At 62.9% G+C, this 14,690-nt stretch carries 14 protein-coding genes, 1 other RNA gene and 1 pseudogene; 3 read left to right on the top strand and 13 right to left on the bottom strand.

The window, feature by feature from the left end; genetic code table 11:
- Nucleotides 1-5: 5 nt before the first annotated feature.
- The 5 genes from NKH50_RS00755 to NKH50_RS00735 form a co-directional block, all read right to left on the bottom strand.
- Entirely contained in the window at nt 6-1,523 is a 1,518-nt protein-coding gene (locus NKH50_RS00755) for a DegQ family serine endoprotease (RefSeq protein WP_352505643.1), read from the bottom strand.
- A 143-nt stretch (nt 1,524-1,666) separates the two neighbouring features.
- Nucleotides 1,667-2,623 carry a protease modulator HflC gene (gene hflC, locus NKH50_RS00750; protein ID WP_352505642.1) on the bottom strand — a complete coding sequence of 319 codons (957 nt, stop codon included), beginning with the start codon at nt 2,621-2,623 and terminating at the stop codon, nt 1,667-1,669.
- Nucleotides 2,623-3,717, bottom strand: coding sequence for an FtsH protease activity modulator HflK (gene hflK, locus NKH50_RS00745; RefSeq protein WP_023676693.1), 1,095 nt, complete (start codon nt 3,715-3,717; stop codon nt 2,623-2,625). The genes hflC and hflK overlap by 1 nt, the downstream gene beginning before the upstream one ends.
- A 161-nt stretch (nt 3,718-3,878) precedes the next feature.
- Complete coding sequence (locus NKH50_RS00740; RefSeq protein WP_352876016.1) at nt 3,879-4,397, bottom strand: dihydrofolate reductase; 519 nt, start codon at nt 4,395-4,397, stop codon at nt 3,879-3,881.
- The gene (locus NKH50_RS00735; protein ID WP_352876013.1) at nt 4,397-5,407 is read right to left on the bottom strand and encodes a DUF4424 domain-containing protein; all 1,011 of its coding nucleotides are present in this window, start codon (nt 5,405-5,407) and stop codon (nt 4,397-4,399) included. The genes NKH50_RS00740 and NKH50_RS00735 overlap by 1 nt, the downstream gene beginning before the upstream one ends.
- A 141-nt stretch (nt 5,408-5,548) precedes the next feature.
- On the opposite strand from NKH50_RS00735, the gene cobF reads away from it, so the two are divergent.
- A complete protein-coding gene (gene cobF, locus NKH50_RS00730) occupies nt 5,549-6,322 on the top strand; it encodes a precorrin-6A synthase (deacetylating) (protein WP_352876010.1) in 774 nt (257 codons plus the stop codon).
- Between the two features lie 33 nt (nt 6,323-6,355).
- On the opposite strand, the gene NKH50_RS00725 is transcribed toward cobF, so the two are convergent.
- The 6 genes from NKH50_RS00725 to NKH50_RS00700 all read right to left on the bottom strand — a co-directional run bounded on the left by NKH50_RS00725 (nt 6,356) and on the right by NKH50_RS00700 (nt 10,902).
- On the bottom strand, nt 6,356-6,697 hold the full coding sequence (locus tag NKH50_RS00725; RefSeq protein ID WP_352876007.1) for a winged helix-turn-helix domain-containing protein: 342 nt from the start codon (nt 6,695-6,697) through the stop codon (nt 6,356-6,358).
- 81 nt (nt 6,698-6,778) lie between these two features.
- Nucleotides 6,779-7,891: a molybdenum ABC transporter ATP-binding protein gene (modC, locus tag NKH50_RS00720; protein ID WP_352475329.1), complete on the bottom strand. Its 1,113-nt coding sequence runs from the start codon at nt 7,889-7,891 to the stop codon at nt 6,779-6,781.
- Nucleotides 7,888-8,592 carry a molybdate ABC transporter permease subunit gene (gene modB / locus NKH50_RS00715; protein ID WP_352799572.1) on the bottom strand — a complete coding sequence of 235 codons (705 nt, stop codon included), beginning with the start codon at nt 8,590-8,592 and terminating at the stop codon, nt 7,888-7,890. Before modB ends, modC begins: the two co-directional genes overlap by 4 nt.
- A gap of 16 nt (nt 8,593-8,608) precedes the next feature.
- The gene (gene modA / locus NKH50_RS00710) at nt 8,609-9,400 is read right to left on the bottom strand and encodes a molybdate ABC transporter substrate-binding protein (protein ID WP_502906826.1); all 792 of its coding nucleotides are present in this window, start codon (nt 9,398-9,400) and stop codon (nt 8,609-8,611) included.
- Between the two features lie 282 nt (nt 9,401-9,682).
- Nucleotides 9,683-10,477, bottom strand: a complete 795-nt coding sequence (locus NKH50_RS00705) for a thymidylate synthase (protein ID WP_352876004.1) — start codon at nt 10,475-10,477, stop codon at nt 9,683-9,685.
- 113 nt (nt 10,478-10,590) lie between these two features.
- The gene (locus NKH50_RS00700; RefSeq protein ID WP_254818940.1) at nt 10,591-10,902 is read right to left on the bottom strand and encodes a DUF2853 family protein; all 312 of its coding nucleotides are present in this window, start codon (nt 10,900-10,902) and stop codon (nt 10,591-10,593) included.
- 161 nt (nt 10,903-11,063) lie between these two features.
- Between NKH50_RS00700 and ssrA the strand changes: the two genes are divergently transcribed.
- Both ssrA and NKH50_RS00690 read left to right on the top strand, forming a co-directional pair.
- Nucleotides 11,064-11,419, top strand: a transfer-messenger RNA (tmRNA) gene (gene ssrA, locus NKH50_RS00695).
- Between the two features lie 309 nt (nt 11,420-11,728).
- Nucleotides 11,729-12,469 (top strand): SDR family oxidoreductase, encoded by a 741-nt coding sequence (locus NKH50_RS00690; RefSeq protein WP_352876001.1) that lies wholly within the window; start codon nt 11,729-11,731, stop codon nt 12,467-12,469.
- A gap of 72 nt (nt 12,470-12,541) precedes the next feature.
- Here the strand turns inward: NKH50_RS00690 and NKH50_RS00685 are convergent.
- Nucleotides 12,542-13,357 (bottom strand): annotated as a pseudogene (locus NKH50_RS00685) (LysR family transcriptional regulator); the annotation flags it as partial.
- 101 nt (nt 13,358-13,458) lie between these two features.
- Nucleotides 13,459-14,664, bottom strand: a complete 1,206-nt coding sequence (locus NKH50_RS00680; RefSeq protein WP_352875998.1) for a multidrug effflux MFS transporter — start codon at nt 14,662-14,664, stop codon at nt 13,459-13,461.
- Nucleotides 14,665-14,690: the final 26 nt, after the last annotated feature.

The following is a 14,690-nucleotide window of genomic DNA, read 5'->3' as shown; positions in this document are numbered from 1 at the left end:
CGGACTCAATCCATCCGGATTGTCACAAACCTCAGCTCGCCGGTCTTCGACGCCAGCATCAAAAGCGCGTTCTTGCGCCCCTGCTCCTTCAGCGCGCCGATCCGGTCCATGACGTCCTTGGGCGTTGCGACCGATTCCTGCGCGATCTCGGTGATCACCTCGCCCGGCTGGATGCCGCGTTCGGCCGCCGCCGAATCCTTTGAGACGTCGGTCACGACGACGCCGGAGATGTCGGCGGCGATGCCGAATTTCGTGCGCGTCTCGTCGTTGAGCTCGCCGATCGTCATGCCGAGCACGGAAGCCGTCGAAACCGCAGGCGCCTTGTCGGCGTCGTCCTGGTCGGTGTTGCCGTTTTCACCGCCGCTGGCGAGCTTTTCGCCGTCTTCGAGCCGGCCGAGCGTCACCTTGACCATCTGCTCGACCCCTTTGCGCACGATGATTACGTCGACCGCCTTGCCGACTGGGCTCTCCGCCACGACGCGCGGCAGGTCGCGCATTTCATGGATGTCCTTGCCGTCGAACTTGATGATGACGTCGCCGGCCTGGATGGTGCCGTTGTCGACCGGCCCGCCCTTGATGACGCCGGCGACCAGCGCGCCCTTGGCGGTCGCCATGCCCAAGCTCTCGGCAATGTCGTCGGTCACCGGCTGGATGCGCACGCCAAGCCAGCCGCGCCGCGTCTCGCCGAACTGGCGAAGCTGGTCGACGACGCCCGTGGCAAGCTGCGACGGGATCGAGAAGCCGATGCCGATCGAGCCGCCCGACGGCGAGATGATTGCCGTGTTGATGCCGATGACCTCGCCGCTGCTGTTGAACAGCGGTCCACCTGAATTGCCGCGGTTGATCGCGGCATCGGTCTGGATGAAATCATCATAGGGACCGGAATTAATGTCGCGATTGCGCGCCGAGACGATGCCGACCGTCACCGTGCCGCCGAGACCGAACGGATTGCCGATCGCCATTACCCAGTCGCCGACACGCATCTTGTTGGAATCGCCAAACTTCACAGCCGTCAGCTTGTGCCCTTTCGGATCGACCTTCAGCACCGCGACGTCGGTCTTGGTGTCGGTGCCGACCAGCGTCGCCTTGAGCGTCACCCCATCGGAGAAATTCACCTCGATGTCGTCGGCATCGGCAATGACGTGGTTGTTGGTCACCACGATGCCCTGCTCGGCGTCGACCACGAAGCCGGAGCCCAGCGATTGCACCTTTTGCCCGCCGCCGCCCTTGTCGCCGCCACGGTTCTTGAAGAAATCGTCGAAGAAGTCCTGGAAAGGCGAGCCTTCCGGCAGCTGCGGCATCGGCACTGCGCCCGGCCCCTCAGTGCCTTTAACAGTCTGCGACGTCGAGATGTTGACCACGGCGCCAAGCAGGCCGGCGGCGAGATCGGCAACCGAGGGCGGCCCGTCGGCTGCCATCGTCGGCGCCACGAACGAGGGAACGGCAACGGCGCCGACCAGAAGCGCAGCGGCCCCGGCGATGAACGTCCGCCTCGCTGCACGCAGAAGGGTGGTGGATGTCATCGAAAGGCCTCCGGGTGTTCTGAAAAAACCGCTTCGGCAAAAATGCCGGTCCGCGTCATGTTGGCAAGAAATAAGGCACGTTTGCGGCTATGGCTACGGCCAGAGGATAAATCCTCCGTTACGCCGGCGCCCCTGCACCGGCCCTACTGGCCGGTGCCTGGCTGTGCCGCCGGTGCGGCGGGAGCGGCAGGCGGTGGTGCCGCCGGTGCCGCAGGCGTTTCCTTGCTGTCCGGGTCGCGGAAAAAGCGGAAGAACTCGGAATTCGGCGACAGCACCATTGTCGTTCCGGTGCTGTTCAGCGCCGTGCCATAGGCATTCATCGACCGATAGAAATCGAAGAAGGCCGGATCGCGCTGATAGGCACCGGCAAACGTGGCGCTGCGCTGGGCTTCACCTTCACCACGCAGGATTTCAGACTCTTTTTGCGCTTCGGCGACGATTTCCACCACTTCGCGGTCGGCGCGAGCCCTGATCCGCTGCGCTGCTTCGTTGCCGCGCGCTCTCAGCCGCTCGGCTTCGGCGAGACGTTCGGCCTTCATGCGGTCGAAGGTCTGCTGCGAAACTTCGGCCGTGAGATCGGTGCGGCGGATGCGGACATCCTCGATCTGCAGGCCAAGCGAGGTGGCATCGGGCCTCAGCTGATCGCGCACCTCGCGCATCATCACGGCGCGCTCTTCCGAGAGCGCCGCCTCGAAGTCTCGCAGGCCATAGACGCGGCGCAAGGCGGCGTCGAGACGCGTCCTCAGCCGGGCCTCGGCCAGTTCGATCTGGCCGGAGACCGCGGCGCGGAACACACGCGGGTCCGAGATACGATAGGCGATAAAGGCATCGACCTCATAGAACTTGCCGCCCGAGACCTGGACGCGGATGTTGTCGAGGTCGAAGCGCAGCACCCTGTTTTCGATCAGCTGCACGGTGTCGGCATCGAAAAAGGAGAATGGCGCCTTGAAATAGATGCCCGGCTGGTTCTTGACGTCGACGATTTCGCCGAACCTGAGCACCAGCGCCTGCTGGCGCGCATTGACGACGAAGACCGACGAATAGAGCAGGAACAGGATGACCGCGGCGATGACCGCAATGACGGGAAGACGGTTGGCCATCACTGGTTTCCTCCGGTGGCCGGTGCCGGCGCCTTCTGCTGCAATGCCGGCAGCGGCAGGTAGGGAACCACCCCTTGCCCATTGCCCTGCTCGACGATGACCTTGCTCGAATCCTTCAGCACCCTCTCCATCGTCTCCAGGTAGAGCCGCTTGCGCGTCACTTCCGGCGCCTTTGCATATTCGTCATAGACCGAGATGAAGCGCTGCGCCTCGCCTTCGGCCTCCTGCACGACCCGGTTCTTGTAGGCGGCCGCGTCTTCGCGGATCTGTGCGGCCGCACCGCGCGCCTGGCCGAGCTTCTGATTGGAATACTGATTGGCCTGCTCGACGAACTTGTCCTCGTCCTGTTCGGCCCGCTGCACCTCGTCGAACGCGTCTGCCACCTCACGCGGCGGCGCGGCGTCCTCGATCGAAATTGCGTTGACGTTGAGGCCGGCCTTGTAGCCGTCCAGCGTCGTCTGGATGATCTCACGCACCGACGCTGCAATGCCTTGCCGGTCGTCGCGGAAAATGTCCTGCGCCGGGCGCCGGCCGACCGCTTCGCGCATCGCGCTTTCGGCGACCTGCTGCAGCATGCCGTCCGGGTCGGACACGTCGAACAGATAGGCCTTAGGGTCGGAGACCTGATAGGCCACAGAGAACTGCACGTTGACGATGTTCTGGTCGCCGGAAAGCATCAGGCCATTGCCGCTGGAACTGCCGCCGCCGATACTGACAAGCTGCTCGGCGATGTTGGCGGTCTCGACCGTTTCGATGGGCCACCAATGGAAATGCAGGCCAGGCTGCGAGAGCTCCGCCTTCGGCTTGCCGAACCTGAGCTCGACCGCAACTTCGTCGGGCTGCACAGTGTAGACCGCCTTGAACGCCCATAGCACCACCAGCGCCGCGGCAATCAGCCCGAACACGGCCGGGCTCGCGCCACCGCCGCCCGGCAGCGCGCGCCGCAACCTGTCCTGCCCGCGCCGGATGATATCCTCGAGATCGGGAGGCGAGCCTTGTGGGCCGCTGGGTCCCTTGGGTCCCTGACCCCAAGGCCCCTGATTGTTGCCGCCGCCCCACGGGCCGCCGCCGCCGCTCTTGTCGTTCCAGGGCATGGGTGTCCTTTCGCTTGGAATTCCCTCAAGCGCCGGCTCACCGGCGCAAAATCCAATATTATTCTTCTATAGGGATGCAACGGCACGCTTTCAACGCGATCGGCTGCCGCCACTGTCCGCCTTTTGGGTCCATTTAGACCTGTCGCGATCCTTTGTCGTCTTCAATGCACGTCGCGCCGCCGCTCGTAAACCGAATAGCGCGTCGCATGGCTGTCCTTTTCGCCAGCCGCCACGTCTTGCGAGCGGACGATCCGCCACCGCGCCGGATCGATCGGCGGGAAATGGGCATCGCCTTCGACCGTGGCCAGAACATGGGTCACGTGCAGCCGATCAGCCAACGGCAGCGCCTGAGCGTAGATCTCCCCGCCGCCGATGACGCAGATCTCGTCGGCGCCGGCCATGCAGCGCCCGCGCACCGTCGCCAGCGTGATCGCGTCCTCGATCGAGTGCGCGACTTCGACGCCCTCGGCGCGCCATGCCCTGTCTCGTGTCACCACGATGTTGAGCCTGCCCGGCAATGGCCGGCCGATGCCTTCATAGGTCTTGCGACCCATGATGATGGGCTTGCCCATCGTATCGGCCTTGAACCGCTTGAGATCGGTGGAAAGCCGCCACGGCAACCCACCCTCGCGTCCGATCACGCCGTTCTCGGCGATGGCGACATAAATCGCGAGATCCATCAGCCGCCGTTCCCGCCATCGGATGGCTCCAGCAGCAATATGTCGATGTCGTGCTCGGGGTAGAAGTCCTGCGCCTTCATCTCGAACGTGGTCGGTCCGATCTTCCTGACGTTTTCGCCGCAAAACGAGACAAGGTTCTTCGGATCGCCCTTGTCGACGGTCAGCTTGAACGTACCGATGTTTCCCGAGGCCCAGTTGCCGCCCGTGGTCAGGATATAGGCGATGCGGTTCTCGAAATATTTGGGGTAGCCGTCGGGATCGTCCTTGGCTGCCTTGCGCACGGCATTCTCGAAGGCATCGTCCATGCAGTAGCGTGTCTTGTAGGCGGCATACTGGCCCTGGAACTGGCCGTCATAGAAGAAGCTGACCGAGGAGGTGCCGCCGACGCTCGGCTTGTAGCGATGCGAGACATGGACCGCCTTGTTGGCCGGAAAGGTCGAGCGCCACCAATAGGTCGAGCGCAATTGCCAGAACGGCGTATAGACGGTCTTCATGCCCGAACCGTCGTCGGCGGTGTCCTCGATGATGATGCCGCGATTGACCCAGTCGTCGGTGACCGCTTGCGGCAGCTTTGCCAGCGCTGCCTTGGCCGCATCGCCGAACGGATAGAACGGCACGCCCTGCGCCTTCAGGTCAGCGCCGATGTCGATGCCGAGCGCGAACACCTTCTGCTCGAGCTGCGGCTTTGCCGGCACCCCGTCGACCGTCACTTCGAAGCCGAGGAAATTATCGCTCTGCGCGTCCGGAATTGCCGGTATTTCTTCGGGGTCGCCTTCGATGTCGGGCATCGGGAAGGCGACGATCGCATTGACATCCTTGTCGGTGTTGTTGCGGAAGACGTAGTCGACCGTCACCTTTTCCGGCGAGATGTAGAGATCCTCGCTTTCCATCGCCACCGCATCGCTGCGCGAAAGGATCAGCCCACCAGTGCCGAGTTCGGCGACCGAATCATTGGCGAGCGCAGGCGTAGCCGAGAGCGCCAAGGCTGCGGTCAGGACGTAACGGAACATGGAGACTCCCCCGGCGAGAATGCCAACATGACTCTAGCTGTTCAATGTGGCGTTTCAAAGCCTTTCGGCAAATGCGCCGGCGCCTGCCGGCATGTCGTGTCGGTCTGGACACACCGGTTCCGATCGGGCAGGAGTTGGCCCATGCGCAAGCTTCTCGTCATCGGCATCGGCGCCGGCAATCCGGAGCACATAACGGTCCAGGCCATCAACGGCCTCAATCGGGCCGACGTGCTGTTCATTCCCGACAAGGGCGCCAAGAAGAGCGATCTCGCCGAATTGCGCCGCCAGATCTGCGACCGCTTCGTCACTAATCCGAACTCGCGCCGTGTCGAATTCGAGGTGCCGGTGCGCGCCGAACCGGCGCCTTCCTACCGCTCGACCGTCGACGACTGGCACGAAGCGATCGCCGTGATCTACGAAGGCCTGATCCGCGACGAACTCCCCGAAGATGGCTGCGGCGCCTTCCTGATCTGGGGCGATCCATCGCTCTACGACAGCGCGCTGCGCATCCTGGATCGCGTGCGCCTCAGAGGCAATATCGCGTTCGAGCTGGAGGTCGTCCCTGGCATCACCGCCATCCAGGCACTCGCCGCCAGCCACAAAATGGCATTGAACCGAATTGGCGACGCCATTTTGATCACCACCGGCCGCCGGCTCACCGAGGAAGGTCTGCCCGAAAACGCCGGCAGCACCATCGTCATGCTGGACGGCAAATGCGCCTTCAACACGCTGGACGACAAGGACGTCACCGTCTACTGGGGGGCCTATCTCGGCACCCCCGACGAGATCGTCATCTCGGGCCGGATTGGCGACGTTGGCGACAAGATCGTGAGCACCCGTGACGAGGCCCGCCGGAAAAAAGGCTGGATCATGGACACCTATCTGCTGCGCAAGCCGGGCGAGCCGGAGGAGTAGCAGGGATCGAGCGCGGCATGAATTCCGCCGAGTTCACGCAGCGTCGATCTCGGCCTGCAGCGCCTCCATATGCGCCGCCGCTGCTGAAGACGCAGCCCGCTCGATGGCGCGGAAGCGGCTGACCACAGCAAGCCCGACCGACGTCAACTGGGCGCCACCGCCTTTCTTGCCGCCCGTCTGTGCCGCAACCAGCGGCTTGCCGAACACCCGGTTCATATCTTCGACCAGATCCCATGCGTGCTTGTAGGACATCTCCATGCCGCGTGCCGCGGCCGAAATCGAGCCGAAGGCGGCGATCTCTTCCAGAAGCTCGATCTTGCCCGGCCCGATGCGGCCATCCGGATCGAGATTTATCCGCAAACTCAGCGACGGCATTTGCTCCTCCGCGGTCACGCTATTCTACAAGTTCTGCAGCGATACCGCTATTCCCAAACGATATAGCGAATCATCGGCCGTTCACCCATCCGCCTCGGCCGGCAAGCCGGTGCCGGTATTCGCCCGGTCGAAGCTCACTGTCTTGACCACGGCGAAGACCTGTCGACCAAGCCGGAGCCCCAGCGTCTGCCGCGACTTTTCGGTGATGCGGGCAAGCACGGTTGCGCCATTGCAGTCGAGGCCAATCTCGACCGTAGGCCCTTCGCCCGGCTCTATCGCCACGATCGTGCCCGGCAATATGTTGAGCGCGCTGAGGCCAACCGGCTGCTCGGTGGCGATCATCACGTCGCGGGCTCGGATGCGGACGCGCACCGGCGCACCGACTGGCGTTGCCAGAAGCGGCACCCGGATCTCGCCCGCCAATGAGCCTAGCACCGTCATGCCAAAGGCTTCGTCGTGGCGCAGAACCGCGGTATCCAGCACGGCACCGCCCTCGCCGCGCTCTTCGGCCGGCAATAGATCCAACCGCTGCATGATCGCTCCGGTCGGACCGGAAGCGGCGACCTTGCCTTGCATCAGCACCACGACGTCACTCGCCAGCCGCGCCACTTCGGCGATCGAGTGGCTGACATATACGATCGGAATTTTTGTCTCGTCGCGTAGCCGCTCGATATAAGGCAAGATCTCGGCCTTGCGCGCCTCGTCGAGCGACGCCAGCGGCTCGTCCATCAGCAGCAATTTCGGACTGGCAAGCAGCGCCCGGCCGATTGCCACGCGCTGCTTCTCGCCACCGGAGAGTTTTGCCGGCCGCCGGTCGAGCAGATGACCGATGCCGAGCAGTTCGACCACGCCATCGATATCAGCGTAGCGCTCGGCAGCCGGCGTGAACCAACGGCCGTAGCGCAGATTGCTCGCCACGCTCATATGCGGAAACAGCCGCGCATCCTGGAACACCATGCCGATCCGCCGCTTGTGTTTCGGCACGAACAGGCCGGCGTCGCTATCGACCAGCACGCGGCCCTCGGCCGCGATACGGCCTTTGTCGGGGCGGATCAGCCCGGCAATCAAATTTATAAGCGTCGTCTTTCCGGAGCCGGAAGGCCCGAACAGCGCAGTCAGCCGCCCGGCGCTCTCGAAGCGGGCATTGACGGCGAAACCGCCAAGCCGGTGGCTGATGTCGACCTGAACCGTCATTCGATGTCCATCCGCCGGCCGACACGCCGCGCCAGCACTTCCGAGGCCACGAGTGCCGCCATCGATATGACGATCGAGATCAGCGTCAGCCTGAGCGCTCCGGCGTCGCCGCCGGGAACCTGCGTGAAAGTGTAGATAGCCGACGGCAGCGTCTGCGTCTCGTTCGGGATGTTGGAGACGAAGGTGATCGTCGCGCCGAATTCGCCCATCGCCTTGGCGAAGGAGAGGATCGCACCGGCGATCAGGCCGGGCAGGATAAGCGGCAGGGTGATCGTGCCGAATACCCATAGCGGATTGGCGCCGAGCGTGCCGGCGGCCGCCTCGATTTTGCGGTCGACGGCCTCGATAGACAGCCGGATCGCCCGCACCATCAGCGGAAAACCCATTACGCCGCAGGCGAGCGCGGCGCCCGTCCATCGAAAGGAAAAAACGATGCCGAAATGCTCGGCCAGGAAAGCCCCGGCCGGACCGCGCTTGCCGAAAGTCAAAAGCAGCAAATAGCCGGTCACCACCGGCGGCAGGATCAGCGGCAGATGCACCACCCCGTTGAGCAGCGTCTTGCCCCAGAACTGGCCGCGGGCAAGCACGAGGGCGATTGCTACGCCCGGCGGCAGGCTGGCGATCATCGCCACGGTCGCCACCTTGATCGACAGCCGGACCGCGTTCCATTCGTCGGGAGTAAGATCCAGCAGCCAGTTCATACGTCAGCGCGTTGCCCTAATTGCTCGGCGCGAGCACGGTAAAACCTTGCGCCTTGAAGAGTTCGCCAGCCTTGGCGGATTGCAGGCATTTTAGGAATGCCGGGGTATCCTTGCTCTTAGAATCCGCAAGCTGGGCGACTGGATAGATGATTGGCGGATGGGTACCCGCGGGGAAAGTGCCGATCACCTTCACGCCGGGCTCGGCATGCGCGTCGGTGGCATAGACGATGCCGAGTGCTGCCTCGCCGGTCGATACCAGTTCTAGAGCGGCGCGGACATTCTCGGCCTGCGCCACCTTGCCTTCGACGGAAGACCAGACACCGAGCGAGTCGAGGGCTGCCTTGCCGTATTTGCCGGCCGGCACCGCCTTGACATCGCCCATGGCAAGTTTGCCGTCGCCGACGAGCCCGGCAAGAGCGAACCCCTTTTCAATCCTGGTCTCGACCTTGGAATCCCGCGGCGCGACCAGCACGATCTGGTTACCGAGCAGTTTCACTTCGGTTTCGGGCTTGGTCAGCTTCCTGTCGGAAAGATATCTCATCCAGTCGAGATCGGCCGAGATGAACACGTCTGCCGGCGCGCCGCTTTCGATCTGCCTGGCCAGCGCCGAGCTCGCCGCGTAGGAAATGGTTGCCACCTCGCCGACGTCGGCCTCGCAGGCTTTGTTGACGGCGTCGAGCCCTTCCTTGAGGCTCGCCGCGGCAAACACGACCACCTTGTTATCGGCATAGGCCGCCGGCACCACGACCATCAGCATGGCGGCGAGACCGACTTTGGCAATCGTCGTCGAACCCTTGCGCGTCAGCATGAAACTCTCCTCGTCCCGGATCGCCCGAAGCCGTCTATCGATATATCCATGTGAACATAACAAGGAAAGGTTCTTTACCGGCCACGGTCTTCTGGGCTGAGGTTTTCCTGGCCTGCGATAATCTTCGTTGGATACAGCGGTATCGAGGCCGAAGGAAATATTGCATAAAAACAGCGACCAGGGATTGCGTCAGGTCGACGTCGGCCGATCAAGTTGAATGCTGACAACGCCCAAGGGCGTAGCCGCAGTAGGCAATTTCGATAGGGACGGTCAGGTAGGGTGCTAAACCGCGATCGGTGCCTTGATCGTCGCGTCGGCGAAATAGTTGTCGAGCCGGAAATCCTCGAAGCGGAAGGCAAAGAGATCCTTCACCTCGGGGTTTATCCATAGCGTCGGCAACGCCTTGGGCGTGCGCCGCAATTGCTCGCGCGCCTGCTCGAAATGGTTCGAGTAAAGATGCGCATCGCCGAGCGTGTGGATGAAATCGCCGGGTTTCAATCCGGTCACCTGCGCCACCATCAGCGTCAGCAACGCATAGGAAGCGATGTTGAACGGCACACCGAGAAAAATATCGCCCGAACGCTGATAGAGCTGGCAGGAAAGCTTGCCTTCCGAAACATAGAACTGGAACAGGCAGTGGCAGGGCGGCAACGCCATGGCTTCCACCTCGGCCGGGTTCCACGCCGAAACGATCAGCCGCCGCGAATTAGGATCTTTGCGTATCTCCTTCAGAAGATTCGCAATCTGGTCGATGGCGCCGCCATGGCCGTCCGGCCACGACCGCCACTGTTTGCCATAGACCGGGCCAAGATCGCCGTTCTCGTCGGCCCACTCATCCCAGATCGAGACGCCGTGATCGTTGAGATATTTGATGTTGGTGTCGCCGGCCAGGAACCACAAAAGCTCGTGGACAATCGACTTCAGGTGCAGCTTCTTGGTGGTGGTGACCGGAAAGCCGCGGGCCAGGTCGAAGCGCATCTGGTAGCCGAATACCGAGCGCGTTCCGGTGCCGGTACGGTCGCCGCGATCAGCGCCGTTTTCCAGCACATGCTTCAGAAGATCGAGATACTGGCGCATCGGCTCCGGTCCGATTCGGGTTGTCAGCCATCATAGCCGAATGACCGTCGGCCGAACACAGCAAAGCGAGACGATTCCAGCAGAAGCATCACCAGCATCAGCGGCGAGGTTGCTCAGAGCGAGCCGAGCATGCCCAGATCCCTGGCGACAAGGTAATAGAACGTCACCCGGCTCTTGCTGTTGTCGGCCGCCATCGCCTTGCAGGCCTTTTCGATAGCCGCATCTGCCTTGGCGCCGTCGGTGACGCCGAGCTTGCCGGCGACCCAGCTGTTCCTGACGCGCTTCAGTTCCTCCGGGTCGGTGCAGGACACCAGCGAGGAATCGCGGTTCCTGAGCGCGATGCCCAGATGTTTGACGATCTTGGCGACCGCGTCGGCATCCGCCGCCGCATCATATTTCTTTACGTCTGCAAGATAATCGGCCATCGAATTTCCCCTCGTCGGCGCCACGGGATCCGGTTGATGAGGATTGTGGCGCGCTGCCGCAAGTATGCGCTAGGTCTCCCCACCGCCACAAAGCTTCGGTTGAGACCGGCTGCAAGTCAACCCTTCATGATCCACTTTGGTACGGACGAAAGTGGCATTCCGGCCTTTCATTTTCCACCGCCAGTCCCTATATTCGCTTCGTCGGCTCGACCGACTATGGCGATAAACAGGCGATGAAATAAGCCGTTCGGACCCGGGGGCGGTACCCGGCGCCTCCACCAAAAACCGCTGCTCAGGAGCGGCTTTTGCTGGGGGCGAAATAGGATCGACGAAGGTGTAAAGATCGTACTTTTGCCCGGCATTGTACCACCGTTATCGGGCTAAACTTATAGTTGCCAACGACAACTATGCGGAAGCACGTCTCGCCGCGTAAGCGGTGCGATAGCTTCAATTCAAGCCCTAGTGGTTCGCACTTCTAGGCGGGGTTCGGAGGTACCTGGCAACAGAAACCTCCATTTCTCCCTTTTTGATATGCGCAGCTGCAGGTTGGCCGGCGGCTTTTTTATGCGCCCTGACAGACCCAAGGCGCCGCGGCGTTTATACCAATCCCTGGCTGACCGCATCGATCGCGCCGGCGAATGTCTCATCAACGTCTCAGGCTGAGGCGTCTCAGGCTGAGGCGAAAGCCCAAGGGCTTGCCATTATCGGAACCTCCGATGGCAGCATTCGTATCTTCCCGTTTCCCTTCTCTCATGCCTTTGCGGGACAAGGCCTCAGGTTCTCGCCGCGTGTGGTCATGCCCGGCGAGCTACCTGATGGAGACAAGATGAACCAGGAAACCACACCAAAACACGAACGCATCCTGATCGTTGGCGGCAGTTCCGGCATGGGGCTTTCGCTGGCCGAACAGCGGCTTGCCGCCGGCGCTGAGGTTACGATCGTCGGCCGCTCCCAGGACCGGTTGTCGGCCGCACGGCAGCGCTTGCCTCACCCGGAAAGGCTGAGGACGATCGCAGCCGACGTCACAAGCGAGGACGAGGTCCGACGCCTGTTCCAGGATGTCGGTACGCTCGACCACATCGTCTCGACCGCCGCCGACGTCACCGGCGTCTATGTATTGCTTCCCGAGATGGACATCTCGTTGGCGCGGAAAGTGATGGATTCCAAGGTCGTCGGACCGCTTCTTCTTGCCAAACATGGCGCGCCTCGTCTGACGCCCAGGGGATCGATCACGCTGACCTCGGGCATCGCCGCCTATCGTGCGGCGGCGAAAGGTTCGGTGGTGGCAGCCGTTAATGGGGCCCTTGGCTCACTCGCCTACGCGCTTGCCGTCGAACTGGCGCCGATCCGCGTCAACGTCGTCTCCCCGGGCTGGGTCGACACGCCGATTTGGGATGCCGTCGCCGGCAGCGGAAAGACGGCTGCGCTGGACGGCATGGCAAAGCGCCTGCTCGTCGGCCGGATCGGGCAGGCAGCCGACATTGCCCACGCCATCACGTCCCTGATGCATAACGGCTTCATCACCGGAACGGTGCTTCATGTCGATGGTGGCCAGCGGCTGGTCTAGCAATGGCCAAATTTCGCGAACCATTGCGAGGAACAGCCGCAACACCGGCGCTTGAATGCGCCGGTGGCGCCATACCATGGTGACCGGCGTCACCGGGCTGCTTCCGACCCAAGGCAACACGACGATATTGGCATCGGCCGCGGAAGCCACGAGACGAGGAACCAGCGCGCATCCAAGGCCAGCTGCAACAAGGCCCCGTATCGCACCCATGCTGGCGAACTCGCCGACGAGTTTTGGACGGTCAGGCAATGTTGCCGCAAACGTTTCGTCGAACATCCGCCTATAGACGCAACCGGGCTGGGTGACGAGGAAGGCCTCGTCAGCCAGGTCGTCGGACCTTATGGCAGTATATCCGGCCAACCGGTGATTTGCCGGCATTATGACGACGAGCTCTTCCTCGGCTATCTGCTCGCTTCGCAGCTCCGGCGCCGCCGCCGGGACGGCTCCGAAATGGAACGATACGTTCAGCGCCCCGCTTGTCACGCCGGCACGCAACCCACTGCTATCGTTCGCCCTGAGGTCCAGTTCCACATCGGGATGGCGCCGATGGAATTCCCCCAGCAAAGCAGGCAAGCATGTCGAGCAAAGCGTCTCCAGGCCGCCGACCGTCAGGCGACCGGCAACCGTACCGCTCGCGTCGGCGACAGCGGAACGGGCTTCGTCCGCAAGGTCGAGGAGATCGTTTGCGTAGTCCAGCAGGCGCTGTCCTGCCGCCGTCAGCTTCAAGCCACGCCGTGACCTGTCGAACAGCGACGTGCCCAGATCGGCTTCCAGCGCCTGGATCTGTTCGGTCACGCTCGATTGGGCAAGATGAACCCGCTCGGAGGCGCGCGTGATGTTCAAGGTGGTGGCGACCGCCACGAAGGTCTTGAGATGTCTAAGCTGCATGTCTTGAACCCGTCGTATAGGCATAGGCTGCTTTGAACCGGGACCGCAAACGTGAAAAGGCCGGGAACATCGCCCGGCCTTTTTGTCTCGATAGGTGAAGCTTACTCCGCCGGCGCTTCCGCAACGTCCCGGCTGCGGCCGAGCGTTATCTTGGCCAGTGTGAAGGAGATCGCCGCGCACAGCGTGATGCCCGCCACCATCGGCAGCGGCGTGCCGTCGAAAAACACGCCGGCGACGCCCATGGCGACCGCGCCGATGGCGAAGTGCAGCGTGCCCATCAACGCCGAAGCGGTGCCGGCGATCTCGCCATGCTCTTCCATGGCCAGCACCGACGTTGTCGGGATGACCAGGCCGAGAAAGCCGTAGCCGATGAACAGCAGCGCCGCCATTACGTCGAGCCGGTCGACACCCGATGCCATCACCGCAAACAGCACCACCATCGTCGTCGCATAGCCGGTCACCGCGACGCGCACCACGCGCTGCAGCCCGAACCGCTCCGATAGCAACCCGGTCAGCTGCGACATGCCGATGAAGGCAACCGCATTGATCGAGAAGAACACGCTGTAAACCGAAGGGGACAGACCATAATGGTCGATCAGGATGAAGGACGAGCTCGACAGATAGACGAAGAAGCTCGCAATGCCGAAGCCGGCGATGGCCGTCAGGCCAAGGAAGTTGCGGTCGCCCATCAGGAAGCGGTAGCCGGAAAGTGCCGTCCCGAAGGACGAACCGGCGCGCTCTTCGACCGGCCGCGTCTCCTTGAGAGAGGTCGCCAGCAGGATGGTCGCGAGCACGGCCGCGCCCGTCACCGTCCAGAACACGGCGCGCCAGCCGAAGTTCTCGATGATCTGGCTACCGGTCAGCGGCGCCAGGATCGGCGAGACCGAAAACACCAGCATCAGCAGCGACATCAACTTGGCGGCCTCGGTGCCGGTATGCAGGTCGCGGACGATCGCGCGCGGTACGGCCATGCCGGCGCTGGCGCCGAGCCCTTGCAGGAAGCGGAAGGCGATCAGCCATTCGATCGAGGGAGCCAGCGCCGAGCCGACGCCGCCGACCATGAACAGCGCCAGGCCGCCGTAGAGCGGCAGCTTGCGGCCGACCATGTCGGAGATCGGTCCGACGACGATCTGGCCGAAGCCCATGGAAAGAAAGAAGATCAGCAGGCTCATCTGCACCGCGGCAGTGCCGGCCTGCAGATCCTCGCCGATTGACGGCAGGGCCGGAAGATACATGTCGATGGCAAACGGGCCGATCGCGGACAATAGGCCGAGCACGACCGCAATGCGGAGGAATTTGGCGTTCATGATAGCAGGCTCTTTCGAATTCTGGT

The sequence above is a fragment of the Mesorhizobium sp. M1027 genome (assembly GCF_040318745.1).
Lineage (GTDB): Bacteria > Pseudomonadota > Alphaproteobacteria > Rhizobiales > Rhizobiaceae > Mesorhizobium.
This window is presented reverse-complemented; position numbering and strand designations above follow the sequence as displayed.

Excerpts from the sequence above, each read along its gene's own strand:
- NKH50_RS00755 (WP_352505643.1), bottom strand. The coding sequence starts at position 1,523 with ATGACATCCACCACCCTTCTGCGTGCAGCGAGGCGGACGTTCATCGCC.
- hflC (WP_352505642.1), bottom strand. The coding sequence starts at position 2,623 with ATGGCCAACCGTCTTCCCGTCATTGCGGTCATCGCCGCGGTCATCCTG.
- hflK (WP_023676693.1), bottom strand. The coding sequence starts at position 3,717 with ATGCCCTGGAACGACAAGAGCGGCGGCGGCGGCCCGTGGGGCGGCGGC.
- NKH50_RS00740 (WP_352876016.1), bottom strand. The coding sequence starts at position 4,397 with ATGGATCTCGCGATTTATGTCGCCATCGCCGAGAACGGCGTGATCGGA.
- NKH50_RS00735 (WP_352876013.1), bottom strand. The coding sequence starts at position 5,407 with ATGTTCCGTTACGTCCTGACCGCAGCCTTGGCGCTCTCGGCTACGCCT.
- cobF (WP_352876010.1), top strand. The coding sequence starts at position 5,549 with ATGCGCAAGCTTCTCGTCATCGGCATCGGCGCCGGCAATCCGGAGCAC.
- NKH50_RS00725 (WP_352876007.1), bottom strand. The coding sequence starts at position 6,697 with ATGCCGTCGCTGAGTTTGCGGATAAATCTCGATCCGGATGGCCGCATC.
- modC (WP_352475329.1), bottom strand. The coding sequence starts at position 7,891 with ATGACGGTTCAGGTCGACATCAGCCACCGGCTTGGCGGTTTCGCCGTC.
- modB (WP_352799572.1), bottom strand. The coding sequence starts at position 8,592 with ATGAACTGGCTGCTGGATCTTACTCCCGACGAATGGAACGCGGTCCGG.
- modA (WP_502906826.1), bottom strand. The coding sequence starts at position 9,400 with ATGCTGACGCGCAAGGGTTCGACGACGATTGCCAAAGTCGGTCTCGCC.
- NKH50_RS00705 (WP_352876004.1), bottom strand. The coding sequence starts at position 10,477 with ATGCGCCAGTATCTCGATCTTCTGAAGCATGTGCTGGAAAACGGCGCT.
- NKH50_RS00700 (WP_254818940.1), bottom strand. The coding sequence starts at position 10,902 with ATGGCCGATTATCTTGCAGACGTAAAGAAATATGATGCGGCGGCGGAT.
- NKH50_RS00690 (WP_352876001.1), top strand. The coding sequence starts at position 11,729 with ATGAACCAGGAAACCACACCAAAACACGAACGCATCCTGATCGTTGGC.
- NKH50_RS00680 (WP_352875998.1), bottom strand. The coding sequence starts at position 14,664 with ATGAACGCCAAATTCCTCCGCATTGCGGTCGTGCTCGGCCTATTGTCC.